The sequence below is a fragment of the Streptomyces sp. NBC_00669 genome (genome assembly GCF_036226785.1).
GTDB lineage: Bacteria > Actinomycetota > Actinomycetes > Streptomycetales > Streptomycetaceae > Actinacidiphila.
This window is the reverse complement of sequence record NZ_CP109018.1, coordinates 8,001,766-8,021,188: the sequence shown is the minus strand read 5'-3', so window position 1 is coordinate 8,021,188 and position 19,423 is coordinate 8,001,766. Positions and strand designations below refer to the sequence as shown.

At 72.2% G+C, this 19,423-nt stretch carries 13 protein-coding genes and 4 pseudogenes; 6 read left to right on the top strand and 11 right to left on the bottom strand.

Translation table 11 applies throughout. The features are described 5' to 3' along the window. Nucleotides 1–113: 113 nt before the first annotated feature. From argB to OG896_RS33820, 7 genes and pseudogenes are all read right to left on the bottom strand, one after another. Nucleotides 114–1,022 (bottom strand): annotated as a pseudogene (gene argB / locus OG896_RS33850) (acetylglutamate kinase); the annotation flags it as partial. After that, a complete protein-coding gene (argJ, locus tag OG896_RS33845; RefSeq protein WP_329371471.1) occupies nt 1,019–2,173 on the bottom strand; it encodes a bifunctional glutamate N-acetyltransferase/amino-acid acetyltransferase ArgJ in 1,155 nt (384 codons plus the stop codon). The pseudogene argB and the gene argJ, both read right to left, overlap by 4 nt. A 142-nt stretch (nt 2,174–2,315) precedes the next feature. Next, on the bottom strand, nt 2,316–3,344 hold the full coding sequence (gene argC / locus OG896_RS33840; protein ID WP_329374437.1) for an N-acetyl-gamma-glutamyl-phosphate reductase: 1,029 nt from the start codon (nt 3,342–3,344) through the stop codon (nt 2,316–2,318). Between the two features lie 126 nt (nt 3,345–3,470). Further along, complete coding sequence (locus tag OG896_RS33835; RefSeq protein WP_329371470.1) at nt 3,471–4,127, bottom strand: hypothetical protein; 657 nt, start codon at nt 4,125–4,127, stop codon at nt 3,471–3,473. A 250-nt stretch (nt 4,128–4,377) separates the two neighbouring features. Beyond that, a complete protein-coding gene (locus tag OG896_RS33830; protein WP_329371468.1) occupies nt 4,378–5,796 on the bottom strand; it encodes a DUF58 domain-containing protein in 1,419 nt (472 codons plus the stop codon). Nucleotides 5,797–5,807: 11 nt separating this feature from the next. Continuing rightward, nucleotides 5,808–6,674 (bottom strand): hypothetical protein, encoded by an 867-nt coding sequence (locus OG896_RS33825; RefSeq protein ID WP_329371466.1) that lies wholly within the window; start codon nt 6,672–6,674, stop codon nt 5,808–5,810. 167 nt (nt 6,675–6,841) lie between these two features. Next, entirely contained in the window at nt 6,842–7,762 is a 921-nt protein-coding gene (locus OG896_RS33820) for a DUF4129 domain-containing protein (RefSeq protein WP_329371464.1), read from the bottom strand. Between the two features lie 174 nt (nt 7,763–7,936). Between OG896_RS33820 and OG896_RS33815 the strand changes: the two genes are divergently transcribed. Continuing rightward, nucleotides 7,937–10,156: an NADP-dependent isocitrate dehydrogenase gene (locus tag OG896_RS33815; RefSeq protein ID WP_329371463.1), complete on the top strand. Its 2,220-nt coding sequence runs from the start codon at nt 7,937–7,939 to the stop codon at nt 10,154–10,156. 54 nt (nt 10,157–10,210) lie between these two features. On the opposite strand, the gene OG896_RS33810 is transcribed toward OG896_RS33815, so the two are convergent. The 3 genes from OG896_RS33810 to OG896_RS33800 all read right to left on the bottom strand — a co-directional run bounded on the left by OG896_RS33810 (nt 10,211) and on the right by OG896_RS33800 (nt 13,921). Further along, nucleotides 10,211–11,362, bottom strand: a complete 1,152-nt coding sequence (locus tag OG896_RS33810) for a methyltransferase (RefSeq protein ID WP_329371461.1) — start codon at nt 11,360–11,362, stop codon at nt 10,211–10,213. A gap of 385 nt (nt 11,363–11,747) precedes the next feature. Next, a complete protein-coding gene (locus tag OG896_RS33805) occupies nt 11,748–12,482 on the bottom strand; it encodes a DUF7873 family protein (protein WP_329371459.1) in 735 nt (244 codons plus the stop codon). A 137-nt stretch (nt 12,483–12,619) separates the two neighbouring features. Then, nucleotides 12,620–13,921 (bottom strand): glycoside hydrolase family 10 protein, encoded by a 1,302-nt coding sequence (locus OG896_RS33800; protein ID WP_329371458.1) that lies wholly within the window; start codon nt 13,919–13,921, stop codon nt 12,620–12,622. A gap of 231 nt (nt 13,922–14,152) precedes the next feature. Between OG896_RS33800 and OG896_RS33795 the strand changes: the two genes are divergently transcribed. Then, nucleotides 14,153–15,010 (top strand): 3-hydroxybutyryl-CoA dehydrogenase, encoded by an 858-nt coding sequence (locus OG896_RS33795; protein ID WP_328461693.1) that lies wholly within the window; start codon nt 14,153–14,155, stop codon nt 15,008–15,010. A 307-nt stretch (nt 15,011–15,317) separates the two neighbouring features. Here OG896_RS33795 and OG896_RS33790 read toward each other — a convergent pair. Continuing rightward, a pseudogene (locus OG896_RS33790) lies at nt 15,318–15,602 on the bottom strand (NF041680 family putative transposase); the annotation flags it as partial. Nucleotides 15,603–15,810: 208 nt separating this feature from the next. Here OG896_RS33790 and OG896_RS33785 point away from each other — a divergent pair. From OG896_RS33785 to OG896_RS33770, 4 genes and pseudogenes are all read left to right on the top strand, one after another. Further along, the gene (locus OG896_RS33785) at nt 15,811–16,362 is read left to right on the top strand and encodes a hypothetical protein (protein ID WP_328461695.1); all 552 of its coding nucleotides are present in this window, start codon (nt 15,811–15,813) and stop codon (nt 16,360–16,362) included. A 249-nt stretch (nt 16,363–16,611) separates the two neighbouring features. After that, a pseudogene (locus OG896_RS33780) lies at nt 16,612–17,934 on the top strand (NF041680 family putative transposase); the annotation flags it as partial. Between the two features lie 117 nt (nt 17,935–18,051). After that, nucleotides 18,052–18,882, top strand: a pseudogene (locus tag OG896_RS33775) (IS5 family transposase). A 12-nt stretch (nt 18,883–18,894) separates the two neighbouring features. After that, nucleotides 18,895–19,302, top strand: a complete 408-nt coding sequence (locus OG896_RS33770; protein ID WP_329371455.1) for a hypothetical protein — start codon at nt 18,895–18,897, stop codon at nt 19,300–19,302. Nucleotides 19,303–19,423: the final 121 nt, after the last annotated feature.

Genomic DNA, 19,423 nt, shown 5'->3' with positions numbered 1-19,423 from the left:
CCCGGCGCGGAGCCGAGCGCCGGCGCGGAGTCGAGCGCCGAATCGAGCCCCGGCACGGAGTCCAGCCCCGGCCGGAATTCGGAATCGGGCTCGGGCTCCGACTCGGGCTCCGGGTCGGGCACGACCATCGTGCCGATGCCCTCGTCGGTGAAGATCTCCAGCAGGATCGAGTGCTGCACCCGGCCGTCGATGACGCGGGCGGTGGTCACGCCGTTGCGCACCGCGTGCAGGCAGCCCTCCATCTTCGGCACCATGCCGCTGGACAGGTCGGGCAGCAGCTTCTCCAGCTCGGTGGCGGTCAGCCTGCTGATCACGTCGTCGCTGTTCGGCCAGTCCTCGTACAGGCCCTCGACGTCGGTGAGCACCATCAGCGTCTCGGCTCCGAGCGCGGCGGCCAGCGCGGCCGCGGCGGTGTCGGCGTTGACGTTGTAGATGTGGCCGTCGTCGGCGGCTCGGGCGATCGAGGAGACCACCGGGATACGGCCGTCGGCCAGCAGCGCCTCGATGGCGCCGGTGTCGATCGCGGTGATCTCGCCGACCCGCCCGATGTCCACCGACTCGCCGTCGATCGTGGGGCGGTGCTTGACGGCGCTGATGGTGTGCGCGTCCTCGCCGGTCAGGCCGACCGCGAGCGGGCCGTGCCGGTTGAGCAGGCCGACGAGTTCGCGCTGCACCTGGCCGGCGAGCACCATCCGCACCACGTCCATCGCCTCGGGCGTGGTGACCCGCAGGCCCGCCTTGAACTCGCTGACCAGGCCGTGCCGGTCGAGCTGCGCGCTGATCTGCGGGCCGCCGCCGTGCACGACGACCGGCTTGAGCCCGGCGTGCCGCAGGAACACCACGTCCTGGGCGAACGCGGCCTTGAGCGCCTCGTCCACCATGGCGTTGCCGCCGAACTTCACCACCACGGTCTTGCCGTGGTGCCGGGTCAGCCACGGCAGCGCCTCGACCAGGACCCGGGCCTTGGGCAGCGCGGTGTGCTTGCGCGGGGTTCCCCCGGGACGGGGGTCGGCGTCGGTCATGAGCTGTACGCGCTGTTCTCGTGGACGTAGTCGGCCGTGAGGTCGTTGGTCCAGATCACGGCGGACGCGTCTCCGGCGGCGAGGTCGGCGGTGATGACGACCTCGCGGAAGCGCATGTCGACCAGGTCGCGGTCGTCGCCGACCGAGCCGCCCCGGCACACCCACACGCCGTTGATCGCGACGTCGAGCGCGTCGGGCTCGAACGCGGCGGAGGTGGTGCCGATCGCGGACAGCACCCGGCCCCAGTTGGGGTCCTCGCCGTGCACGGCGCACTTGAGCAGGTTGTTGCGGGCGATGGAGCGGCCCACCTCGACGGCGTCGTCCTCGGTCGCGGCGTGCACCACCTCGATCCGGATGTCCTTGCTCGCGCCCTCGGCGTCGCCGATCAACTGGCGGGCCAGGTCGGCGCAGACCGCGCGCACCGTGTCGGCGAACTCGGCGTACTCCGGGACGACTTCGGACGCGCCCGAGGCGAGCAGCAGCACCGTGTCGTTGGTGGACATGCAGCCGTCGGAGTCGATCCGGTCGAAGGTCTGCCGGGTGGCGTCCCGCAGCGCCTTGTCCAGGGTGCCCTGGTCGACGTCGGCGTCCGTGGTGAGCACCACGAGCATGGTGGCCAGGCCCGGCGCGAGCATGCCCGCGCCCTTGGCCATACCGCCGACGGTGAAGCCGGACGGGCCGGTGGCCACGGCGGTCTTGTGCACGCTGTCGGTGGTCTTGATCGCGATGGCGGCCTTCTCGCCGCCGTGCGCGGACAGTTCGGCCGCGGCGGTGCCGATGCCCGGCAGCAGCTTGTCCATCGGGAGCGGCAGGCCGATCAGCCCGGTCGACGCGACCGCGACCTCGCCCGCGCTGTGCCCCAGCACCTCCGCGACGCGCTCGGCGGTCGCGTGCGTGTCCTGGAAGCCCTTCGGGCCCGTACAGGCGTTGGCGCCACCGGAGTTGAGCACCACCGCGGTCACCGCGCCGCCCTTGAGGACCTGCTCCGACCACAGCACCGGGGCGGCCTTCACCCGGTTCGACGTGAAGACGCCCGCGGCGGCCCGGCGCGGCCCGGCGTTGACCACGAGGGCCAGGTCCGGGTTGCCGTTCTCCTTGATCCCGGCGGCGACCCCCGCCGCCGTGAACCCTTTCGCTGCCGTCACGCTCACGACCTGCTCCTGTTCTCCCCCAGGGCTTTCGCCTGGGTGGGGGTGCCCCCGGCGGAGCCAGGGGGAGTACCCCCACCGCCGGCCCGGCACGAAGCCGCGGCCATCGTCGTCATCTGCCGCCCGGCGGCCTCGCGGACGTCGCTCACGGCGCCACTCCGATCGTGGAAAGTCCCGTGCCCTCAGAGAACCCGAGGGCGATGTTCATGCTCTGTACGGCGCCGCCCGCCGTGCCCTTCGCCAGGTTGTCGATCGCGCTGATCGCGATAACCCGGCCGGCGTCCTCGTCGTAGGCGACCTGGACGTGCACGGCGTTGGAGCCGTAGACGGAGGCGGTCGCCGGCCACTGGCCCTCGGGCAGCAGGTGGACGAACGGTTCTTCGGCGTACGCCTTCTCGTACGCGGCGCGTACGTCCGCCGCCCCCACGCCCGGCCGCGCCTTCGCGGAGCAGGTCGCGAGGATGCCGCGCGGCATGGGCGCGAGGGTGGGCGTGAAGGACACGCCGACCCGCTGCCCGGCGACCGCGCTCAGGTTCTGGATCATCTCGGGGGTGTGCCGGTGGCCGCCGCCGACGCCGTACGGGGTCATCGACCCCATCACCTCGGAGCCGAGCAGGTGCGGCTTGGGCGCCTTGCCCGCGCCGGACGTGCCGGACGCGGCGACGATCACCGCCTCGGGTTCGACGAGGGCGGCGCCGTACGCCGGGAACAGCGCGAGCGAGACCGCCGTCGGGTAGCAGCCGGGCACCGCGACGCGCTTGGACCCCTCCAGCGCGGCGCGGCCACCCGGCAGCTCGGGCAGCCCGTACGGCCAGCTGCCCGCATGCTCCGACCCGTAGAACCGCTCCCAGTCGGCGGCGTCCTTGAGCCGGAAGTCCGCGCCCATGTCGATCACGAGCACGTCGTCGCCCAGTTGCTCCGCGACGGCCGCGGACTGGCCGTGCGGCAGCGCGAGGAAGACCACGTCGTGGCCGGCCAGCACCTCCGCGGAGGTCTCCGCGAGCACGCGCCCGGCCAGCGGCACCAGGTGCGGCTGAAGCGCCCCCAGCGGCTGCCCGGCGTTGCTGTTCCCGGTCAGCGCCCCGATCTCGACCTCGGGGTGCCCGACCAGCAGTCTGAGCACTTCCCCGCCGGCATACCCGCTGGCTCCGGCCACCGCCACCCGCACCGTCATCGACTCCTCCTTCGACAGCATGACTATACGGCTGGGCGCACTTTTATGCAATGTACTGCGCAGGTCACCGCCCTGCGCGGCGCCCGTACGCGTGGACGGGGCCGGGCGGGAGCACGGGGCGAGCCGTCAGGGCCGCGTCCTTCCCTCGTCGTCATCGGGGCGGGCGGGGTGCAGCAGGGCGAGCAGGAGCACCGCCGCGGTGGCCGCGAGGACGAGGACCGCGAGCAGGCGGGTCCAGCGGTGGTGGGACAGCGGCAGCACGGCGGCGGCGAAGACGGCGGCGCAGGTGCCGAGCGCGAGGAGCACCGGGGCGAGGGGGCGGGCCGCGCGGGGCGCCCGGGGGCCGGTGGCGCCGGAGATCCAGGGGTCGGTGAGGAGCAGGTAGCCGATCAGGAGGGCGGTCACGCACGCGCCGAGCCACAGCGGCGGCCCCGTCACGGCGGCCAGCACCACCGCGGCGGCCGCGAGCACCGTGGGGGCGCGCCGCCGGGCGAGGGCGGGCCGGCCCACAGAAGCGGCCGGCGGGCGGTCGTCGGCCGCGGGCGCCAGCCACCAGGCGAACCCGGCGGCGGCCACGGCCAGCAGCCCCACCGGGACCCCGACCCGGAACGCGGCGGGCACGTCGCACGCGGCGGCCACCAGCAGCGCGGCGACGGCGCGGGTGAGCAGGCGAAGGGCACCCGGACTCCTCCACGTCCCCGCCGTCCGCCCCGTCTGCGCACCCGGCCTGCCCGCCCCCACCGGCTTGCCCAGTCCCGGGTCCCTCGGCGTCATCGGCGTCATCGGCAGCCTCCGGATACGGATATGGATACGGATGCGGGCACGGGCATGGTGACGACCGTGCCGTGGCCCGCACGGCCCGCGGCGCCTGGCGCACGCTCGCGCGGGGCGGAGAGCCGTCCTGGTGGTGCGGCTGCCAGGACCGGCCCGACGACACTCAAGACGTTCGCCCGGGCTTCGCCGGACGTGCCCGGCCCCGCCGCCGGCCGGGCGGGACGGTGGGGACGCGGCTCATGGCCCGCCGTCGTACCGCTCATCGGGAACCCCCGCGGATACGGGTGCGCAGCAGCGGCGCCAGCGCCAGGTCGAGGGTCTGGCCCGGCTGGTGGGCGATCAGCGCGATGCCGCGCTCGGTCAGCGCGAAGCGCATCGCGTCGCGGTCGGCCCGCCACAGCCGCAGCGCGAGTTCCGCGGTGGTGTCGCCGTGCGGCGCGGGCGGGTCGCCGGAGGGGATCTCGACCACGACGAGCGGGTTGGCGCGGGAGCGCACCTGGTCGAGTACGTCCAGGATGCGCTGGTCGGTGAGCGGGGTGAAGACGTAGACGAGGGCGCCCTCGGGCAGCGCGGGCGGCGGCAGCCGGCTGAGTTCCGGGTCGCGCTGGACCAGGTCCTTGCGGACCTCCAGCACGCTCTCCACGATCCGGTAGAAGTAGGCGTCGCCGCTGCCGGGTTGCAGCCACCGCGTGGTCCCGCCGACCGCGACCACCCCGACCCGGTCGTGCGTCCGCAAATACGCCCGGACCAGCCCTGCCGCCGCACGGAACGTCTCGTCCAGCGACGACAGACCCGTCACCGGATCACGGATGTCGCCCAGCACATCGAGCATCACCACGGTGTCAGCGGCACGCTCCGCCGCGAACTGATGCAGTTGCAGCGACCCGCGCCGCGTCGTCGCCGGCCAGTTGATCCGCCGCTGCCGCTCCCCACGCACGTACGGATGCACTCCGATCACCTCGATCCCCTCCCCCCGCTGCGGCGACGCGTGCTCCCCCAGCCGGGTCGGCAACCGCACCGGAATCGGCGTCAGCCCCGCCGCCGCCGGCAACGGGAAGACCGCCACCTCACCCAGATCCACCCGCACCGTGCGCCGCGCCACACCCCCCGCGTCATAGAGATCGACATCCACCGTGCCCAACGTCCACCGCCCCCACCGCTCGGCGGTGAACCGCAGTTCCAGATGGGCCGTACCCACGGTCAGCGCGTCCAGCCGCACGCCCGGGCCGAGCGTGACCCCGGGGTCGAGCCGCCCCTCGCCTCCGTCGTGGACGACGGCGATCCTCGCCACGACCTGCTCGCCCTCGAAGCAGCGCCGCGCGGCCACCTCCACGGTCGCGGTGAGATGCCCGGCCCGGGGCGTCCGGGGCAGTGCCAGCGCGAGCAGCACCAGCGGACCGGCGGCCAGCGCCAGCAGCCACGGCCGGCCGGTGACGAGAGCGGCGCCCAGCGCGAGCGCGGCCACCGTGCCGTAGCGCAGGGCGCGTTCGCCGGCCCGCCAGCCGTCCGGCGGCTCGGGCGGCGCCTCGGTGGGCCGACCGGGCTCCGACTGCCGCCCGCCGAGGGCGCGTTCGACCGCCTCTGATCCGGTCGCACCCTCCACGACGATGTCGCCGGACCCCGGTACGGACGCGGGCGCGGGCTCGGACGGGATCGGCCCCGGTGCGGACGCAGGCACGGGTTGCTCCTTCATGACGCGGTGCCGGTGCTGGTGCCGGTGCCGGTGCTGGGCGCGGTCCGCGGCGCCGGGACGTCGCCGGGTACGGGCTGCCCCGGATCTGCGGGCTGCTCCGGATCGCCCAGCGCTTCGAGCCGCTCCAGGAGCGCGCGCAGCACCCCCTCGGGCACGGACGGCCGCGGCGGCGGCTCGGCCGGGTCGATCCACGGCCACAGCTCCGCACCGACCAGCGCGCGGGCCCGTTCGGGGGCGCGGTGCAGGTCCGTGCCGTGCCGGGCGGCGAGTCGGGCGGCGAAGAGCCGTTGCAGGTGCGGGCGCAGCCGCTGGGCGAAGTACGCCTCGCCGTCGGGGCCGAGGGCGTTGTGCACCAGCCACTCCCAGCCGCCGAGCGCGGGCTCGCTGCTGCCCAGCAGCCTCACCGGCCTGCGGTAGTCGCCGTCGCGGGCGCCGGCCCCCGCGACATAGCGGGTGACGCAGAACCCGGCCGCGGCGGCCACGGCCAGCCCCACCAGGGCCACCGCGAAGCCGTCGGTGACGCCGAGCAGCAGGACGCCGACGGAGGCGACGGCGACCAGCAGCGTGACGGAGTGGCGGGCCGAGCCCGGCGCGGCGCGCATCCGGGTGCGGGCCGCCGTGCCCGCACCCGGGTGGTGCTCTGTTCCGAGGGTGTCGGGTTCTCCGGGCCCGCCGGCAGTGCCCGAGCGACCGGACCGTCCGGACCTGCGGCCCCCGGCGGACCTGCCGGGGTTGCCGGGGTTGCCGAGAACTCCGGGCAGTTCGAGCAGGGCCGCCCCCGCGGTGCGGCCCCCCGGCGCCGTGCCCGGACCCGGTCCCGCATCCGCGCCCGCATCCCGGGCCGTGTCCGCGTTCCGAGCCATGTCCCTACCCTGAGCCGCGCCCGCATCGCGAGCCGCGTCCCCATCCCGAGCCGCGTCCCCATCCCGAGCCGCGTCCCCATCCCGAGCCGCGTCCCTACCCCGAGCCGCGTCCGTGGACGGCCTCGGGCCCGACACCGGTCCGCCCGTGTCCGGCGAGTCCGTTGCCCTCACGCCCCCTCCTCCGCCCTGGCTCCGGTGCGCGGCGCGGCGAGCCGTTCCGCGAGGTCGGCGAGTGCGTCGGCCGCCTGCGCGCGGTGGGCGTCGCCCATCGGGTGGCTGGAGTAGCGGGCCTCGCGGAACAACTCGGTGAGCACGGAGGCGCTGCCCTCGGTGCGCAGGCCACTCGCGGCGGCGCGTACCAGCAGGTCGTTCGGGCTGTCCGAGACGTGCCGGGACACGCCCGAGCCGGCCAGCGAGGTCTCCATGGCGACGTAGCAGGCGATCACCGCGGTCCGGGCGTCGCCGTTGTCGCGCAGGGCGCGCCGGCCGGACTCCACCGCGTCGGCGAGCAGCCGGGCGTCCTCGTGCGGGTCCCTCCGGGCACGTCGCGGCCCGCGGACGTACTCCGCCCGCAGCCGCCGGTACGCGACGACGAACGCGGCCACGAGCGCCACACCCGCGACCACCAGCAAGGTGACGATCAGCCAGGGCGGCGGGTTGTGCGGCGTGTCGTGCCCGAGGTCGCGCGAGGGGCGCGGGTGGCCGACACCGAACTCGCCGGGCTCCAGCGGCCCCGGGTCGTAGGGCGATCCGAACCGGTGCATGGCCAGGACCGCGGCCGGTACGGCGGCGGCGCCGACCAGCAGCGTGGCGCGCACGACGGCCGCGAGCCGCTGCTCGACCGGGCTCAGCCGGGTGTCGATCCGCGGCCGGACCCGGTACCGGGCCAACAGCGCCAGGCAGCCGACCGCCCATCCGATCGCGAGCAGCGCGACGGCCGGCCCGCTGCGGACCACTCCCGCGCCGCGTCCGACGGACCCGGGCCGCAGGACCAGCGCCGCCAGCACGGTCCCGGCGACGACCACGACGACCAGCGCCGTCCGCGTGTCGCCCGGCACTCCCCTGGTCGAGAGCGCTCTCCGCCCCATCCCTCCACCCCCTCCGTACGCTTCCGCGCCTCGCAGCCTCGCACACGGGTACGGCCCGCCGCGAGGCCCCACCCCGCCCCCGCCGCCGTCAAACCGGGGGCTTGTTCGAGGAAGCGAGGGCAACGGGATATCTTGATATCAAGCAATGTTGGAGACTGGAACGGAGACCAACCGGTGGCTGACTCGACCATCATCTACACACACACCGACGAGGCCCCGGCCCTGGCGACGTACTCGTTCTTGCCCGTGATCCAGGCGTACGCCTCGACCGCCGGGGTCACCGTCGAGAGCCGGGACATCTCGCTGGCGGGTCGGATCATCGCCGGCTTCCCCGAGTACCTGGAGGAGGGCCAGCGGATCGACGACGCGCTGGCCGAGCTGGGCGAGCTGGCGCAGCGGCCCGAGGCGAACATCATCAAGCTGCCGAACATCTCGGCGTCGATCCCGCAGCTCAAGGCGGCCGTCGCCGAGCTGCGCGAGCAGGGCTACGCGCTGCCGGAGTACCCGGACGACCCGAAGACCGACGAGGAGCGCGACATCCGCGCCCGCTACGACAAGGTCAAGGGCAGCGCGGTGAACCCGGTGCTGCGCGAGGGCAACTCCGACCGCCGCGCGGCCGCCGCGGTGAAGAACTACGCCAAGGCGCACCCGCACCGGATGGGCGCCTGGACCGCCGACTCGAAGACGAACGTGGCGACGATGTCCGCCGACGACTTCCGCTCCACCGAGAAGTCCGCGGTGGTCTCCGAGGCCGGCACCCTGCGGATCGAGCTGCACGGCGACGACGGCAGCACCAGCGTGCTGCGCGAGTCCGTACCGGTGCTGGCCGGCGAGGTCGTGGACGCGTCGGTGATGCGGGTCGGCGCGCTGCGCGAGTTCCTCACCGCGCAGGTGGCCCGGGCGAAGGCCGAGGACGTGCTGTTCTCCGTGCACCTCAAGGCCACCATGATGAAGGTCTCCGACCCGATCATCTTCGGCCACGCGGTGCGCGCCTTCTTCCCGAACACCTTCGCGGAGCACGGCGCCACGCTCGCCGCGGCCGGGCTGACCCCCAACGACGGCCTCGGCGCGATCCTGGCCGGCGTGGAGAAGCTGCCGGAGGGCGACGCGATCAAGGCGTCCTTCGCCGCCGAGCTGGCCGACGGCCCGGCGCTGGCGATGGTCGACTCCGACCGCGGCATCACCAACCTGCACGTGCCCAGCGACGTCATCGTGGACGCCTCCATGCCGGCCATGATCCGCACCTCCGGCCACATGTGGGGCCCGGACGGCAAGGAGGCCGACACCCTCGCGGTGCTGCCCGACAGCAGCTACGCCGGCGTCTACCAGGTCGTCCTCGACGACTGCCGCGCGCACGGCGCCTTCGACCCGGCCACCATGGGCTCGGTGCCCAACGTGGGCCTGATGGCGCAGAAGGCCGAGGAGTACGGCAGCCACGACAAGACCTTCGAGATCCCGACCACCGGTACGGTCCGGGTCGTCGACGGCAACGGCGAGGCCGTGCTGGAGCAGGCGGTCGGCGCCGGTGACATCTTCCGGATGTGCCAGACCAAGGACCTGCCGATCCGCGACTGGGTGAAGCTCGCGGTCACCCGCGCCCGCGCCACCGGCGACCCGGCCGTCTTCTGGCTGGACGAGACCCGCGCGCACGACGCGGCGCTGATCGCCAAGGTCGAGGCGTACCTGCCCGAGCACGACACCGAGGGCCTGGACATCCGCGTGCTGTCGCCGGTCGAGGCGACGAAGCTGTCGCTGGAGCGCATCCGGCGCGGTGAGAACACCATCTCCGTGACCGGCAACGTGCTGCGCGACTACCTCACCGACCTCTTCCCGATCCTGGAGCTGGGCACCAGCGCCAAGATGCTGTCGGTGGTTCCGCTGATCAACGGCGGCGGCCTCTTCGAGACCGGCGCCGGCGGCTCCGCGCCCAAGCACGTGCAGCAGCTGGTCAAGGAGGACTACCTGCGCTGGGACAGCCTCGGCGAGTTCCTCGCGCTGGCGGTGAGCTTCGAGCACCTCGCGCAGACCACCGGCAACGCCCGCGCGCAGATCCTCGCGGACACGCTCGACCGCGCCACCGGCACGTTCCTCAACGAGGACAAGTCGCCGTCCCGGCGGGTCGGCGGGATCGACAACCGCGGCAGCCACTTCTACCTGGCGCTGTACTGGGCGCAGGAGCTGGCCGGGCAGTCCGACGACGCGAAGCTCGCGGAGGCGTTCGGGCCGCTGGCCAAGACGCTGGCGGAGCAGGAGGAGACGATCGTCGCCGAGCTGATCGCGGTGCAGGGGTCGCCGGTGGACATCGGTGGGTACTACCAGCCCGACGCGGAGAAGGCGACGGCCGTCATGCGGCCGTCCGCCACGTTCAACGCGGCGGTGGCGTCCCTCGGTTGAGCCGTTCCCGGGGTACCGCTCGTCCTTGCGGGCGGCGGTGCCCCGGGGGGCGTGTTACTTGGTGCTGCGGAGGACCACGAACTTCGGGTGGGAGGCGACGACGTCGCAGTTGCCGAAGAGGCGGCGCAGGCGGGCGTGGTAGCCGAGGTGACGGTTGCCGACGACGCGGAGTTCCCCACCCGGCCGTAGCGCGGCCCTCGCCGTGGTGAACATGCGGCGGGCGGCGGCGTCGGTGGTGGCGCGGTGGGAGTGGAACGGCGGGTTGAGCAGGACGAGGTCGACGCTCTCGGGCGGCAGCGCGGTGAGCGCGTCACCGACCGTGAACTCGGCCTTCGCCCCCGGCAGGGCGTTCGCCCGGAACGTCTCCTCGGCGGAGGCGACCGCCTGGTAGGACTCGTCGGTGAAGAGCACCTCGGCGGCCGGGTTGGCGAGCGCGGCGGCGGTGCCGACGACGCCGTTGCCGCAGCCGAGGTCGACCACCCGGTCCGGCCCGGTGCGCTGCGGCAGGTTCGCGAGCAGCAGCCGGGTGCCGAGGTCGAGCCGGTCCGCGCAGAACACCCCGGCGTGGTTGACGACCGGATGCCCGGACATCGGCCCGATGTCGTCGGGCAGGGCGTACCGCACGGGCCACGGGTTCGTACCGCGGGCCAGGCCCGGTTCGGGCGTGCAGAAGATCAGCCGGGACTTGCGGACCGCCAGCGACGTGGTGGTGGGGCCGATGATCCGCTCGAAGAGCCGGAGCGTGGAGGTGTGGATCTCGCTGACCATGCCGGTGCCGAGCACGGTGGTGCCGGAGTGCACGGCGGGCGCGAGCCGGTGCAGCTGGTCCTCCAGCAGGGCGAGGCTCTTGGGCATGCGGACGATCAGCAGGTCCACCCGGCCGGGCGGGTCGTCCCGGGTGGTGCGCAGGTCGGCGCCGGCGGCCGGGGCGTTGCGCCGCAGGTTCGCCTCGGTGGCCGACCGGCCGAGGAAGGAGTCGGTGACGAGGGTGGGGCGGGTGGCGCCGTGCGCGGCGAGCGCGGTGGTCAGGGCGCCCCAGCGGTCGCCGAGGACGACGGTCGCGCCGGGCGAGGCCGGTCCCCCGGTGTCGGCGAGGTGCTGGAGCGCGTACGCGTCGGCGGCGTCCCAGGCCCGCAGCTGCTCGCGCGGGTCGGCCGGGAAACGGGTCAGGTCGAGGTCGCCCCACGGCGAGCTGAATCGGTGCATCGTGCGACCAGCGTATCCGGAACGTAGGTGAGGCCCGGGGCCTTGTCCTGGCCCCGGGCCCCGCTGATGCCGCCCTGTGCTGCCGTCGGCCCGTGTTGCCGCCCCGGGTGAGCTTCACCTCGCGCGTGATGCCTTTTCACTACCGCCGCACGAGAGCGGCGGGCCGGAGTCGAACCGGCATTTCGCGATCCCATTCCCCAAGACGGTCGGCCGGCGGTCGGCGGCACATGCTGAGTCTGGAGCGAGAGTCTGAGATTCAGTGCGGCGCCGCTGCGTGCGGTCGCCGCCTCACGACAAGCTTCAGTTTCAGCTTTGCGCTCCTCGCGCTCCCCTCCGCTGGGCGAAGGGGCCCCTCCGCACTCGGGCGGAGGGGGCTTGACGGGGGTTACGACCCCAGCAGGTAGCCGAAGACGGCATCCCCCACCCGCTGGTCGGTGACCTCTGCGCCGTTCGCCTCCTCGCGGGCGAACTGCACGGCCTGCTGCAGCTTCTCCACCCGCTCCAGCACCTCGTTGACCCGGCGGGCCGGCAGTGCGCCGGAGAACTTCACCGTGGTCCAGTAGCCCACCGCGATGTCCTCGTAGTAGACCTCGACCTGCGCCGGGTGCTGCTCGGTCGCCTCGGCCTTCACGTGGTTGCGCGGCACCTTGCGGGTGCGGATGGTGCGTACCGGCTCGGTCTTCCAAGCGTCGGTGGAGGCGTCGAGGTTCCACGCCTCGGCGGCGTCGAGCACCGGCAGCTTGCGGATGAACTGGCCCAGCTCGACGAGCTGCTTCTCCAGGAAGAGCAGGTACGTCACCGGCACGTCGCGGACCAGCTCTCGACCGTCCACGGTGATGTCGGCGCGTGCCTCGCAGTTGGCCCAGTCCTTGGTGGCGGTCACGTCGAAGAGCCGGGTCAGGGCGGTCGTCGCGGACCGCAGCACCTGCTCGGCCTGGACCTGGACCCGGGTGGACTCGGGCGGCAACTGCTCGCCTTCCTCGTCCTTGGGCTGGTAGGTCCTGGCAATGCCGGACAGCAGTGCGGGCTTGAGCAAGTCGCGCTGAGCGGACGCCAGTTCGTGGTGGGCCTTGGACTTGGCGCCCTTCTCGACTGCGATGATCTGGTTGAGTTTCGCCACGGGAAGAACGTAACAGCGGAGCTGATCGACGTACGAACGGTTTATCCGATCACGACCGGGCCGTGACAGGGCCACGACCCGGCCGCGACATGCCGTACGGCAGCGGCGCACCGTACGGCAGTTGACGGATCGTCAGGTCACGGCGTGCGCACCCGGGTCGGGTAGTGCTCGGCCACCACCTCGGTCATCGCGCCCAGCGGGTCGGCGGTGACCTGGGTGGCGGAGAAGTAGATGTTGCCGCGCACCTGCGGGTAGTCCGCGTCGAAGGTGAGGTGGCGGGACAGCTCGGCCGGGTCCTGCCACTGCGCGGGCTGGCCGGCGACGCCGACCTTGTAGAGCGCCTCCCCCACGTAGAGCTTCGCCCGGGTGCCGGCCACGACGTCGGACCACCAGGGCACCAGCACCCCGTAGTCGGCGGCGGCGAAGCCGATGTTCCAGTAGACCTGAGGGGCGATGTAGTCCAGCCAGCCGCGCTTGACCCAGCCTCGGGTGTCGGCGTGCAGGTCGTCGTAGGTCTGCACGCCGGCCTGGGTGGCCGAGCCGAGCGGGTCGGTGGCGGCGTTGCGCCAGACCCCGAACGGGCTGATGCCGTACTGGGTGCCGGGCCGGATCTGCTTGATCCGCGCCGCCATCTCGCTGACCAGCAGGTCGGTGTTGTGCCGGCGCCAGGCGTCGCGGTCGGGGAAGCCGGCGCCGTAGCGGGCGTAGCTGGCGTCGTCGGCGAAGGTCTGGCCGGCCACCGGGTACGGGTAGAAGTAGTCGTCCCAGTGCACGGCGTCGATCGGGTAGCGGCGCACCGCGTCGAGCATCGCGTCCTCGACGAAGCGGCGGACGGCCGGCTGCCCGGGGTCGTAGTACAGCTTGCCGCCGTAGGGCAGCACCCACTCCGGGTGCAGCCGGGCCGGGTGGGTGGGGGCGAGCGTGCCGGGGTCGTCGGTCATCGCGACCCGGTACGGGTTGAACCAGGCGTGCAGTTCGAGGCCCCGGCGGTGCGCCTCGTGCACGGCGGTGCCCAGCGGGTCCCAGCCCGGGTCGCGGCCCTGGGTGCCGGTGAGGTACTGCGACCACGGCTCGTACGGCGACGGCCAGAACGCGTCGGCGGTCGGGCGGACCTGGAACATCACGGCGTTGAGCCGGCGTTCGACCGCGGTGTCGAGCAGGTCGATCAGTTCGGCGCGCTGCTCCCGCGGCGACAGGCCCGGCGCGGACGGCCAGTCGGTGTTGGCGACGGTGGCGATCCACATGCCGCGCAGCTCGCGGCGGGCGGTGGGCGGCCGGTGCGCGGGGCCCGCCGGGCGGGCGGCCCCGGCGGTGCCCGGCGCGAGGCGCGCGGCGGCGGTCGGGGTGGGCGCGGTGGCCTGCGCGGTGCCGATCGCCGCGGCCGAGGCCAGCGTGCCGGCCGCCGCCACGGTGAAGGTTCTACGGGAGAGTGGGTCCATACCGTCCTCCTGATCTACCGTCCAGATCCGCCGATGATGGTGGTCCGGGGCAGTGGCGGCAACCGCCGAATGGTCCATCCTCTGAAGGGGCAGGGCGCCGGGCCCGGCGGCTCCGGTGGGCGGTAACGTCTGTCCGGTACACGATCAGGTACGAGCCAGGTATGCGATCAAGCGCCTGCCGGGTGCAGGCAGCGGCAGGCCGGACACGGCCGACGGTCGGGAGGCTGACGAGTGAGTGACATCCAGCGCGTCGGAGTGGTGGGCGCGGGCCAGATGGGTTCGGGCATCGCCGAGGTGTGCGCGAAGGCCGGGCTCGACGTCCGGGTCGCCGAGACCACCGGCGAGGCACTGGAGTTGGGCCGCGCCCGCCTGGCGAACTCCCTCGGCAAGGCCGCCGAGCGCGGCAAGCTCACCGAGCAGGAGCGGGACGCGGCGCTGGACCGGCTCAGCTACACCACCGACCTCGCCGAGTTCGCCGACCGCGACCTGGTGATCGAGGCGGTGGTGGAGAACGAGCAGGTCAAGCTGGACATCTTCAAGACCCTCGACCAGGTCGTCACCCGCCCCGACGCCATCCTCGCCTCCAACACCTCCTCCATCCCGCTGGTCCGGCTCGCGGTGGCCACCTCGCGGCCCGACCAGGTGGTGGGCATCCACTTCTTCAACCCGGCGCCCGTGCAGCGCCTGGTCGAGGTGATCCCGGCGCTCACCACCGGCAGCGAGACCGTGAAGCGGGCCGAGGCCCTGGTCACCGACATCCTCGGCAAGCACCCCATCCGCGCCCAGGACCGCTCCGGTTTCGTCGTCAACGCCCTCCTGGTGCCGTACCTGCTCTCCGCGATCCGCATGTACGAGTCCGGCATCGCCACCCGCGAGGACATCGACAACGGCATGGAGATGGGCTGCGCCCACCCGATGGGCCCGCTCAAGCTCTCCGACCTGATCGGCCTCGACACCGTCGCCGCGATTGCCGACTCCATGTACGCGGAGTACAAGGAGCCCCTGTACGCGGCTCCGCCGATCCTCCAGCGCATGGTCGACGCGGGCCGCCTCGGCCGTAAGTCGGGCGCGGGCTTCTACGCGTACTGACGGCCCCCTGACGTCGGGACGGCCGCGCGTGCGGCCGGGCCCGTCGTGGCGTATCCCCCGAGGTCAGACGACGTGCGGACGGCCCAATGGCGCCTCGCCCGCGCCGGGCCGCGGCGGCGCAGCGGCTCCGGGGAGCGGTCCGGCAAGCAGCTGGTGCCCCGGCCCCCGGAGCCTTTCAGCGCTGTCCGAGCCTTCCGTGCATGCACGGAGGAAAGTCCCTCGGATGTCCCTCCGACAGAGCTGAAAGTCCCCGAAAAGTCCCTGGCTCCGTCCTGCCGGCAGGAACAGCACTCAGCTTGTTCTTTATCTACCAGGATCTTCCGGGCTTGCCGATGGCCTTGAGGGTCTCGGGGCGTTTGACGGTCTTGCCGACGTCGTAACGGGGAGCCCGGTGCTTGTTCTTGGCGCCGGGTGGCCGTCCGGGGCCGGTTCCTCGGGGTTGGGGAACATGGGTCGGGCATGCGAGGTGAGCGCGGATGTTCCTGAACCCTCGGCGGACCCGGGCCGGGGTGAGCCGGTTGGAGGTGGTGGGTTTCTCCCACGGCCGGCGGAAGTCTTCGGCGAGCGGCCGGGCGAGCCGGAGCTGGGTGTGGCACGGCCGAGCGGCACGCCAGGGAGCGGGGGCCGCGGCGACAAGGCCGACCCGGAGAGCGTCCACTCGACACGACAGTCCGGCCCTCAACCTGCTCCAATACCGAAAAATCCCACTACGGGAACCCGGACTTCCTGCCAGTGGTTTGACGGACTCATGAACGATAAAGGCTGGTAGCGAAACCTCGGTGCGAGTAGCCTCAGCGTTTATGAACAAGTCCGGCTCCCGGAATAGGGGCGGCAAGAACACCAGGCGCGGGAACCCCAAGATGGTGTTCCTGATGTCCCTGGTACTCGCCCTAGGTTCCTTAGGGGCTCTCATATTCGTGCCGAAGGTCGCCGCCGAAGCGGTCGGTAAGTCGGGCTACACGCAAGCCCATGGCCTGGCACGAAGCGGGATCGTGACCAGAGTGACGAACCACCATGGCAAGGTCCCGTTCGCCGACATCGAGGTCCGACTGGGGGAGCCGGTCGACGGCCAGGCGACGACCACCGTGCACGACCCCTCCCTCACGTCCCTGAAGCCTGGCGCGGCGGTTCGGGTCCTGGTCGATCCGAAAGGCCCCGGCTACGCCGAGTTTCCCGGTCGGCGGTTCAACGGGAATTCCACATCTCAGCAGGACGCCGTCAGGTTGCTTTTGCTCGTCTGTTGTGCCGCCTTCGCTTTCACGGCGGCCTGGTGGGGTCGGGAGTGGTACCGCGACCACAAGCACCGGCAAACAGCCGAATTTCAGGGAGCGACAGGAGCGACGCAGGGCTGATGCCTTCAGGAGCGACCGTCAGCGGTTGCGGGCCGGGCTCCTTCGGCAGCGAGTCCGCGCAGGAGCACGGCCGCGCCGGCGCCGTCGTGACCGCTCCCCTGCCCTAAGCCTTGTTCTATCTACCGGCCTCGAATGGCATCTCGAACTGAGTCGCTCACCTGGGGATTCGCCGGACACGTGGGCGGCCTTCGTCTGATCGTGTGTTCCGACCAAGGAATGCACGTGACCAGGACGAAGGCCGTGAGGGTGGTGCTGTGTGCGGACGGTGCCGTGAAGTCCCCGGTGGTCTTGACGTTGTTGCCCGAGCATCGTCGTGGGCACGGCGCGATGTACGGCGGCCTGAACCACGGCCGGATGGACAATGCTCGGCTGCGGACGGTGCTGGCCGGGCTGTCGCTGCCGCGGTTCGACGGCGGGCGCCTGGTCCTGGCGGTCGATGTGTCGCCGTGGCTCCGCTCGGACGCGCCGTGCTCGGCGGACCGGCTGTTCTGCCACGTCTACGGCCGCGCGAAGACGGCGTCGCAGTTCATTCCGGGCTGGCCCTACTCCTTCGTCGCTGTGCTGGAGCCGGGGTCCACGTCCTGGACCGCGATCCTGGACGCGGTCCGGCTCGGCCCAATGAACGACGCGACCGTCATCACCGCCGACCAACTCCGGGGGGTCGTCGAACGGCTCATCACCGCTGGTCAGTGGCACGTCGGGGACCCGGACATCGTGATTGTCAGCGACGCCGGCTACGACGTCACCCGCCTGGCCTGGGTCCTGCGCGACCTCCCCGTCGAGCTGGTCGGCCGGGTTCGCTCCGACCGCGTGATGCGTCTGCCGAAACCACCGAGAACGCACGGCGTCAACGGCCGGCCGCCCAAGCACAGCCCGGAATTCCGGTTCACCAAGCCGGAGACCTGGCCCGAGCCCGCGATCACCACGGTCACCGACACCACCAACTACGGCAAGGCCGAAACCCAGGCGTGGGACCGGGTCCACCCCCGGCTCACCCACCGCTCCTCATGGCTCGACCACGACGGCGAACTACCCATTATCGAGGGGACGTTGATGCGGTTGAAGGTCAAGCACCGGTCGAAGGACCGGGATGCCCCGCCGCTGTGGTTATGGTCCTCCAAGACCGGTGCCACCCCGGACGACGTTGACCGCTTCTGGCAGGCATTCCTCCGCCGCTTCGACCTGGAGCACACCTTCCCCTTCGCGAAACAGACCCTGGGCTGGACCACCCCGAAACTCCGCACTCCCGAAGCGGCGGACCGCTGGACCTGGATTCTGATCGTCGCCCACACCCAGCTCCGGCTCGCCCGGCCGCTCGCCGAAGACTTCCGCCGGCCGTGGGAGAAACCGACCCCCTCCAACCGGCTCACCCCGGCCCGGGTCCGCCGAGGGTTCAGGAACATCCGCGCTCACCTCGCCTGCCCGGCCCGTGTTCCCCAACCCCGAGGAGCCGGCCCCGGACGGCCACCCGGCGCCAAGAACAAGCACCGGGCTCCCCGTTACGACGTCGGCAAGACCGTCAAACGCCCCGAGACCCTCAAGGCCATCGGCAAGCCCGGAAGATCCTGGTAGATAAAGAACAAGTCAGAGGGCGGGAAGTGACTGTCTGACCGTATTCAGATCGCTCGTTCGTGTGGGTATGGGTGGGAAGCGGCTGTACAGCGCGTTTGGCTGTGTTGGGCTGGCGGGGTGGTTGAACGCAGGGACTATCCGAGTGATCTGACCGACGAGCGGTGGGCGCTGATCGAGCCGATGATCACGGCGTGGAAGGCGGCGCATCCCTCGGTCAGCAGCCATCAGGGCCGTTACGCGATGCGCGAGATCATCAACGCGATCTTCTACCAGTCCCGGACCGGCTGCCAGTGAGCCTACCTGCCCGGCGACCTACCCCCGCCCGGCGCGGTGAAGTACTACTTCTACAAGTGGCGTGACGATGGCACGACCGAGACGATCCACGAGATCCTGCGCTGCCAGGTGCGCGAGGCGGTCGGCCGCGCCGAGGACCCGTCCCTGGTGGTGCTCGACTCCCAGAGCGTGCACGCGGCGGTCAATGTCCCCGCGGCCACCACCGGCAAGGACGCGGGTAAGAAGGTCCCGGGCCGCAAGCACGGGATCGCGGTCGATGTCCTGGGGCTGATCATTGCGGTGGTGGTGCTGGCCGCGAGTGTGCACGAGAACACGATCGGCACCGCGCTGCTCGACCGGGTCGCTGCCCGCACCCCAACGGTCACCAAAGCCCTGGTCGACCAGGGCTTCAAGACCGAGGTCGTCGAGCACGGCCTCGCAGTGGGCATCGATGTCGAGATTGTGCAGCGCAACCCGCAGGAGAAGGGGTTCGTGCCCCAGCCGATCCGCTGGCGGGTCGAGCAGACTCTCGGCACCCTGATGCTCCACCGACGCCTGGTGCGCGACTACGCGATCAACCCGGCCACCAGCGAAGCCCGGGTGTACTGGGCGATAACCGATGTGATGGCCCGCCGGCTGACCGGCACCTCCACCCCGACCTGGCGCGGAGCGTAGAAGGACACGGCGATGACCACGAGATCGATCCTGGACCTGCTCACCGAGCGCGAGCAGGCCGTACGCACCCACGCCGAGTACCTTCGCGTGCAACTCGAGCAGCTCACCGGCCAGGTGAACGAACTCGAGGCCGAACTCGCCGACCTGGCCACCACCCGCAAGGTCCTACTCGCCCTCGAAACCCGCGAGACCGAGCGCACAGGACCGGCGAACCTACCCGACAACCCCGTCTACCAGCACATCCTCACCGCGCTGGCCGACACCGACCGACCCGTGCGCGCGAAAGACCTGTGCCGGGCCCTGGATACCGGCTTCGAACCCAAGCGCATCGAGGGCATGCGCTCCAAGCTCAAGCGCCTGGTCAGCCTCGGGCTGATCACCGAGACCGAGCCGGGACTGTTCGCCCTACACCGCCAGTGAACTCATGCAACATCGCTGACCAGCAGCCCTGAACCACATTCAAAGATAAACCGGACAAGGGCTCGCTTCCCGCCCTCTGAGCGCTTCACGACCACGAGACGCGAACCTCCCACGGGCCGGC

Coding starts and splice junctions, on each gene's coding strand:
- OG896_RS33835 (WP_329371470.1), bottom strand. CDS start 4,127: ATGACGCCGATGACGCCGAGGGACCCGGGACTGGGCAAGCCGGTGGGG.
- OG896_RS33820 (WP_329371464.1), bottom strand. CDS start 7,762: ATGGGGCGGAGAGCGCTCTCGACCAGGGGAGTGCCGGGCGACACGCGG.
- argC (WP_329374437.1), bottom strand. CDS start 3,344: ATGACGGTGCGGGTGGCGGTGGCCGGAGCCAGCGGGTATGCCGGCGGG.
- OG896_RS33800 (WP_329371458.1), bottom strand. CDS start 13,921: ATGGACCCACTCTCCCGTAGAACCTTCACCGTGGCGGCGGCCGGCACG.
- OG896_RS33825 (WP_329371466.1), bottom strand. CDS start 6,674: ATGGCTCGGAACGCGGACACGGCCCGGGATGCGGGCGCGGATGCGGGA.
- OG896_RS33770 (WP_329371455.1), top strand. CDS start 18,895: ATGACCACGAGATCGATCCTGGACCTGCTCACCGAGCGCGAGCAGGCC.
- OG896_RS33810 (WP_329371461.1), bottom strand. CDS start 11,362: ATGCACCGATTCAGCTCGCCGTGGGGCGACCTCGACCTGACCCGTTTC.
- OG896_RS33785 (WP_328461695.1), top strand. CDS start 15,811: ATGAACAAGTCCGGCTCCCGGAATAGGGGCGGCAAGAACACCAGGCGC.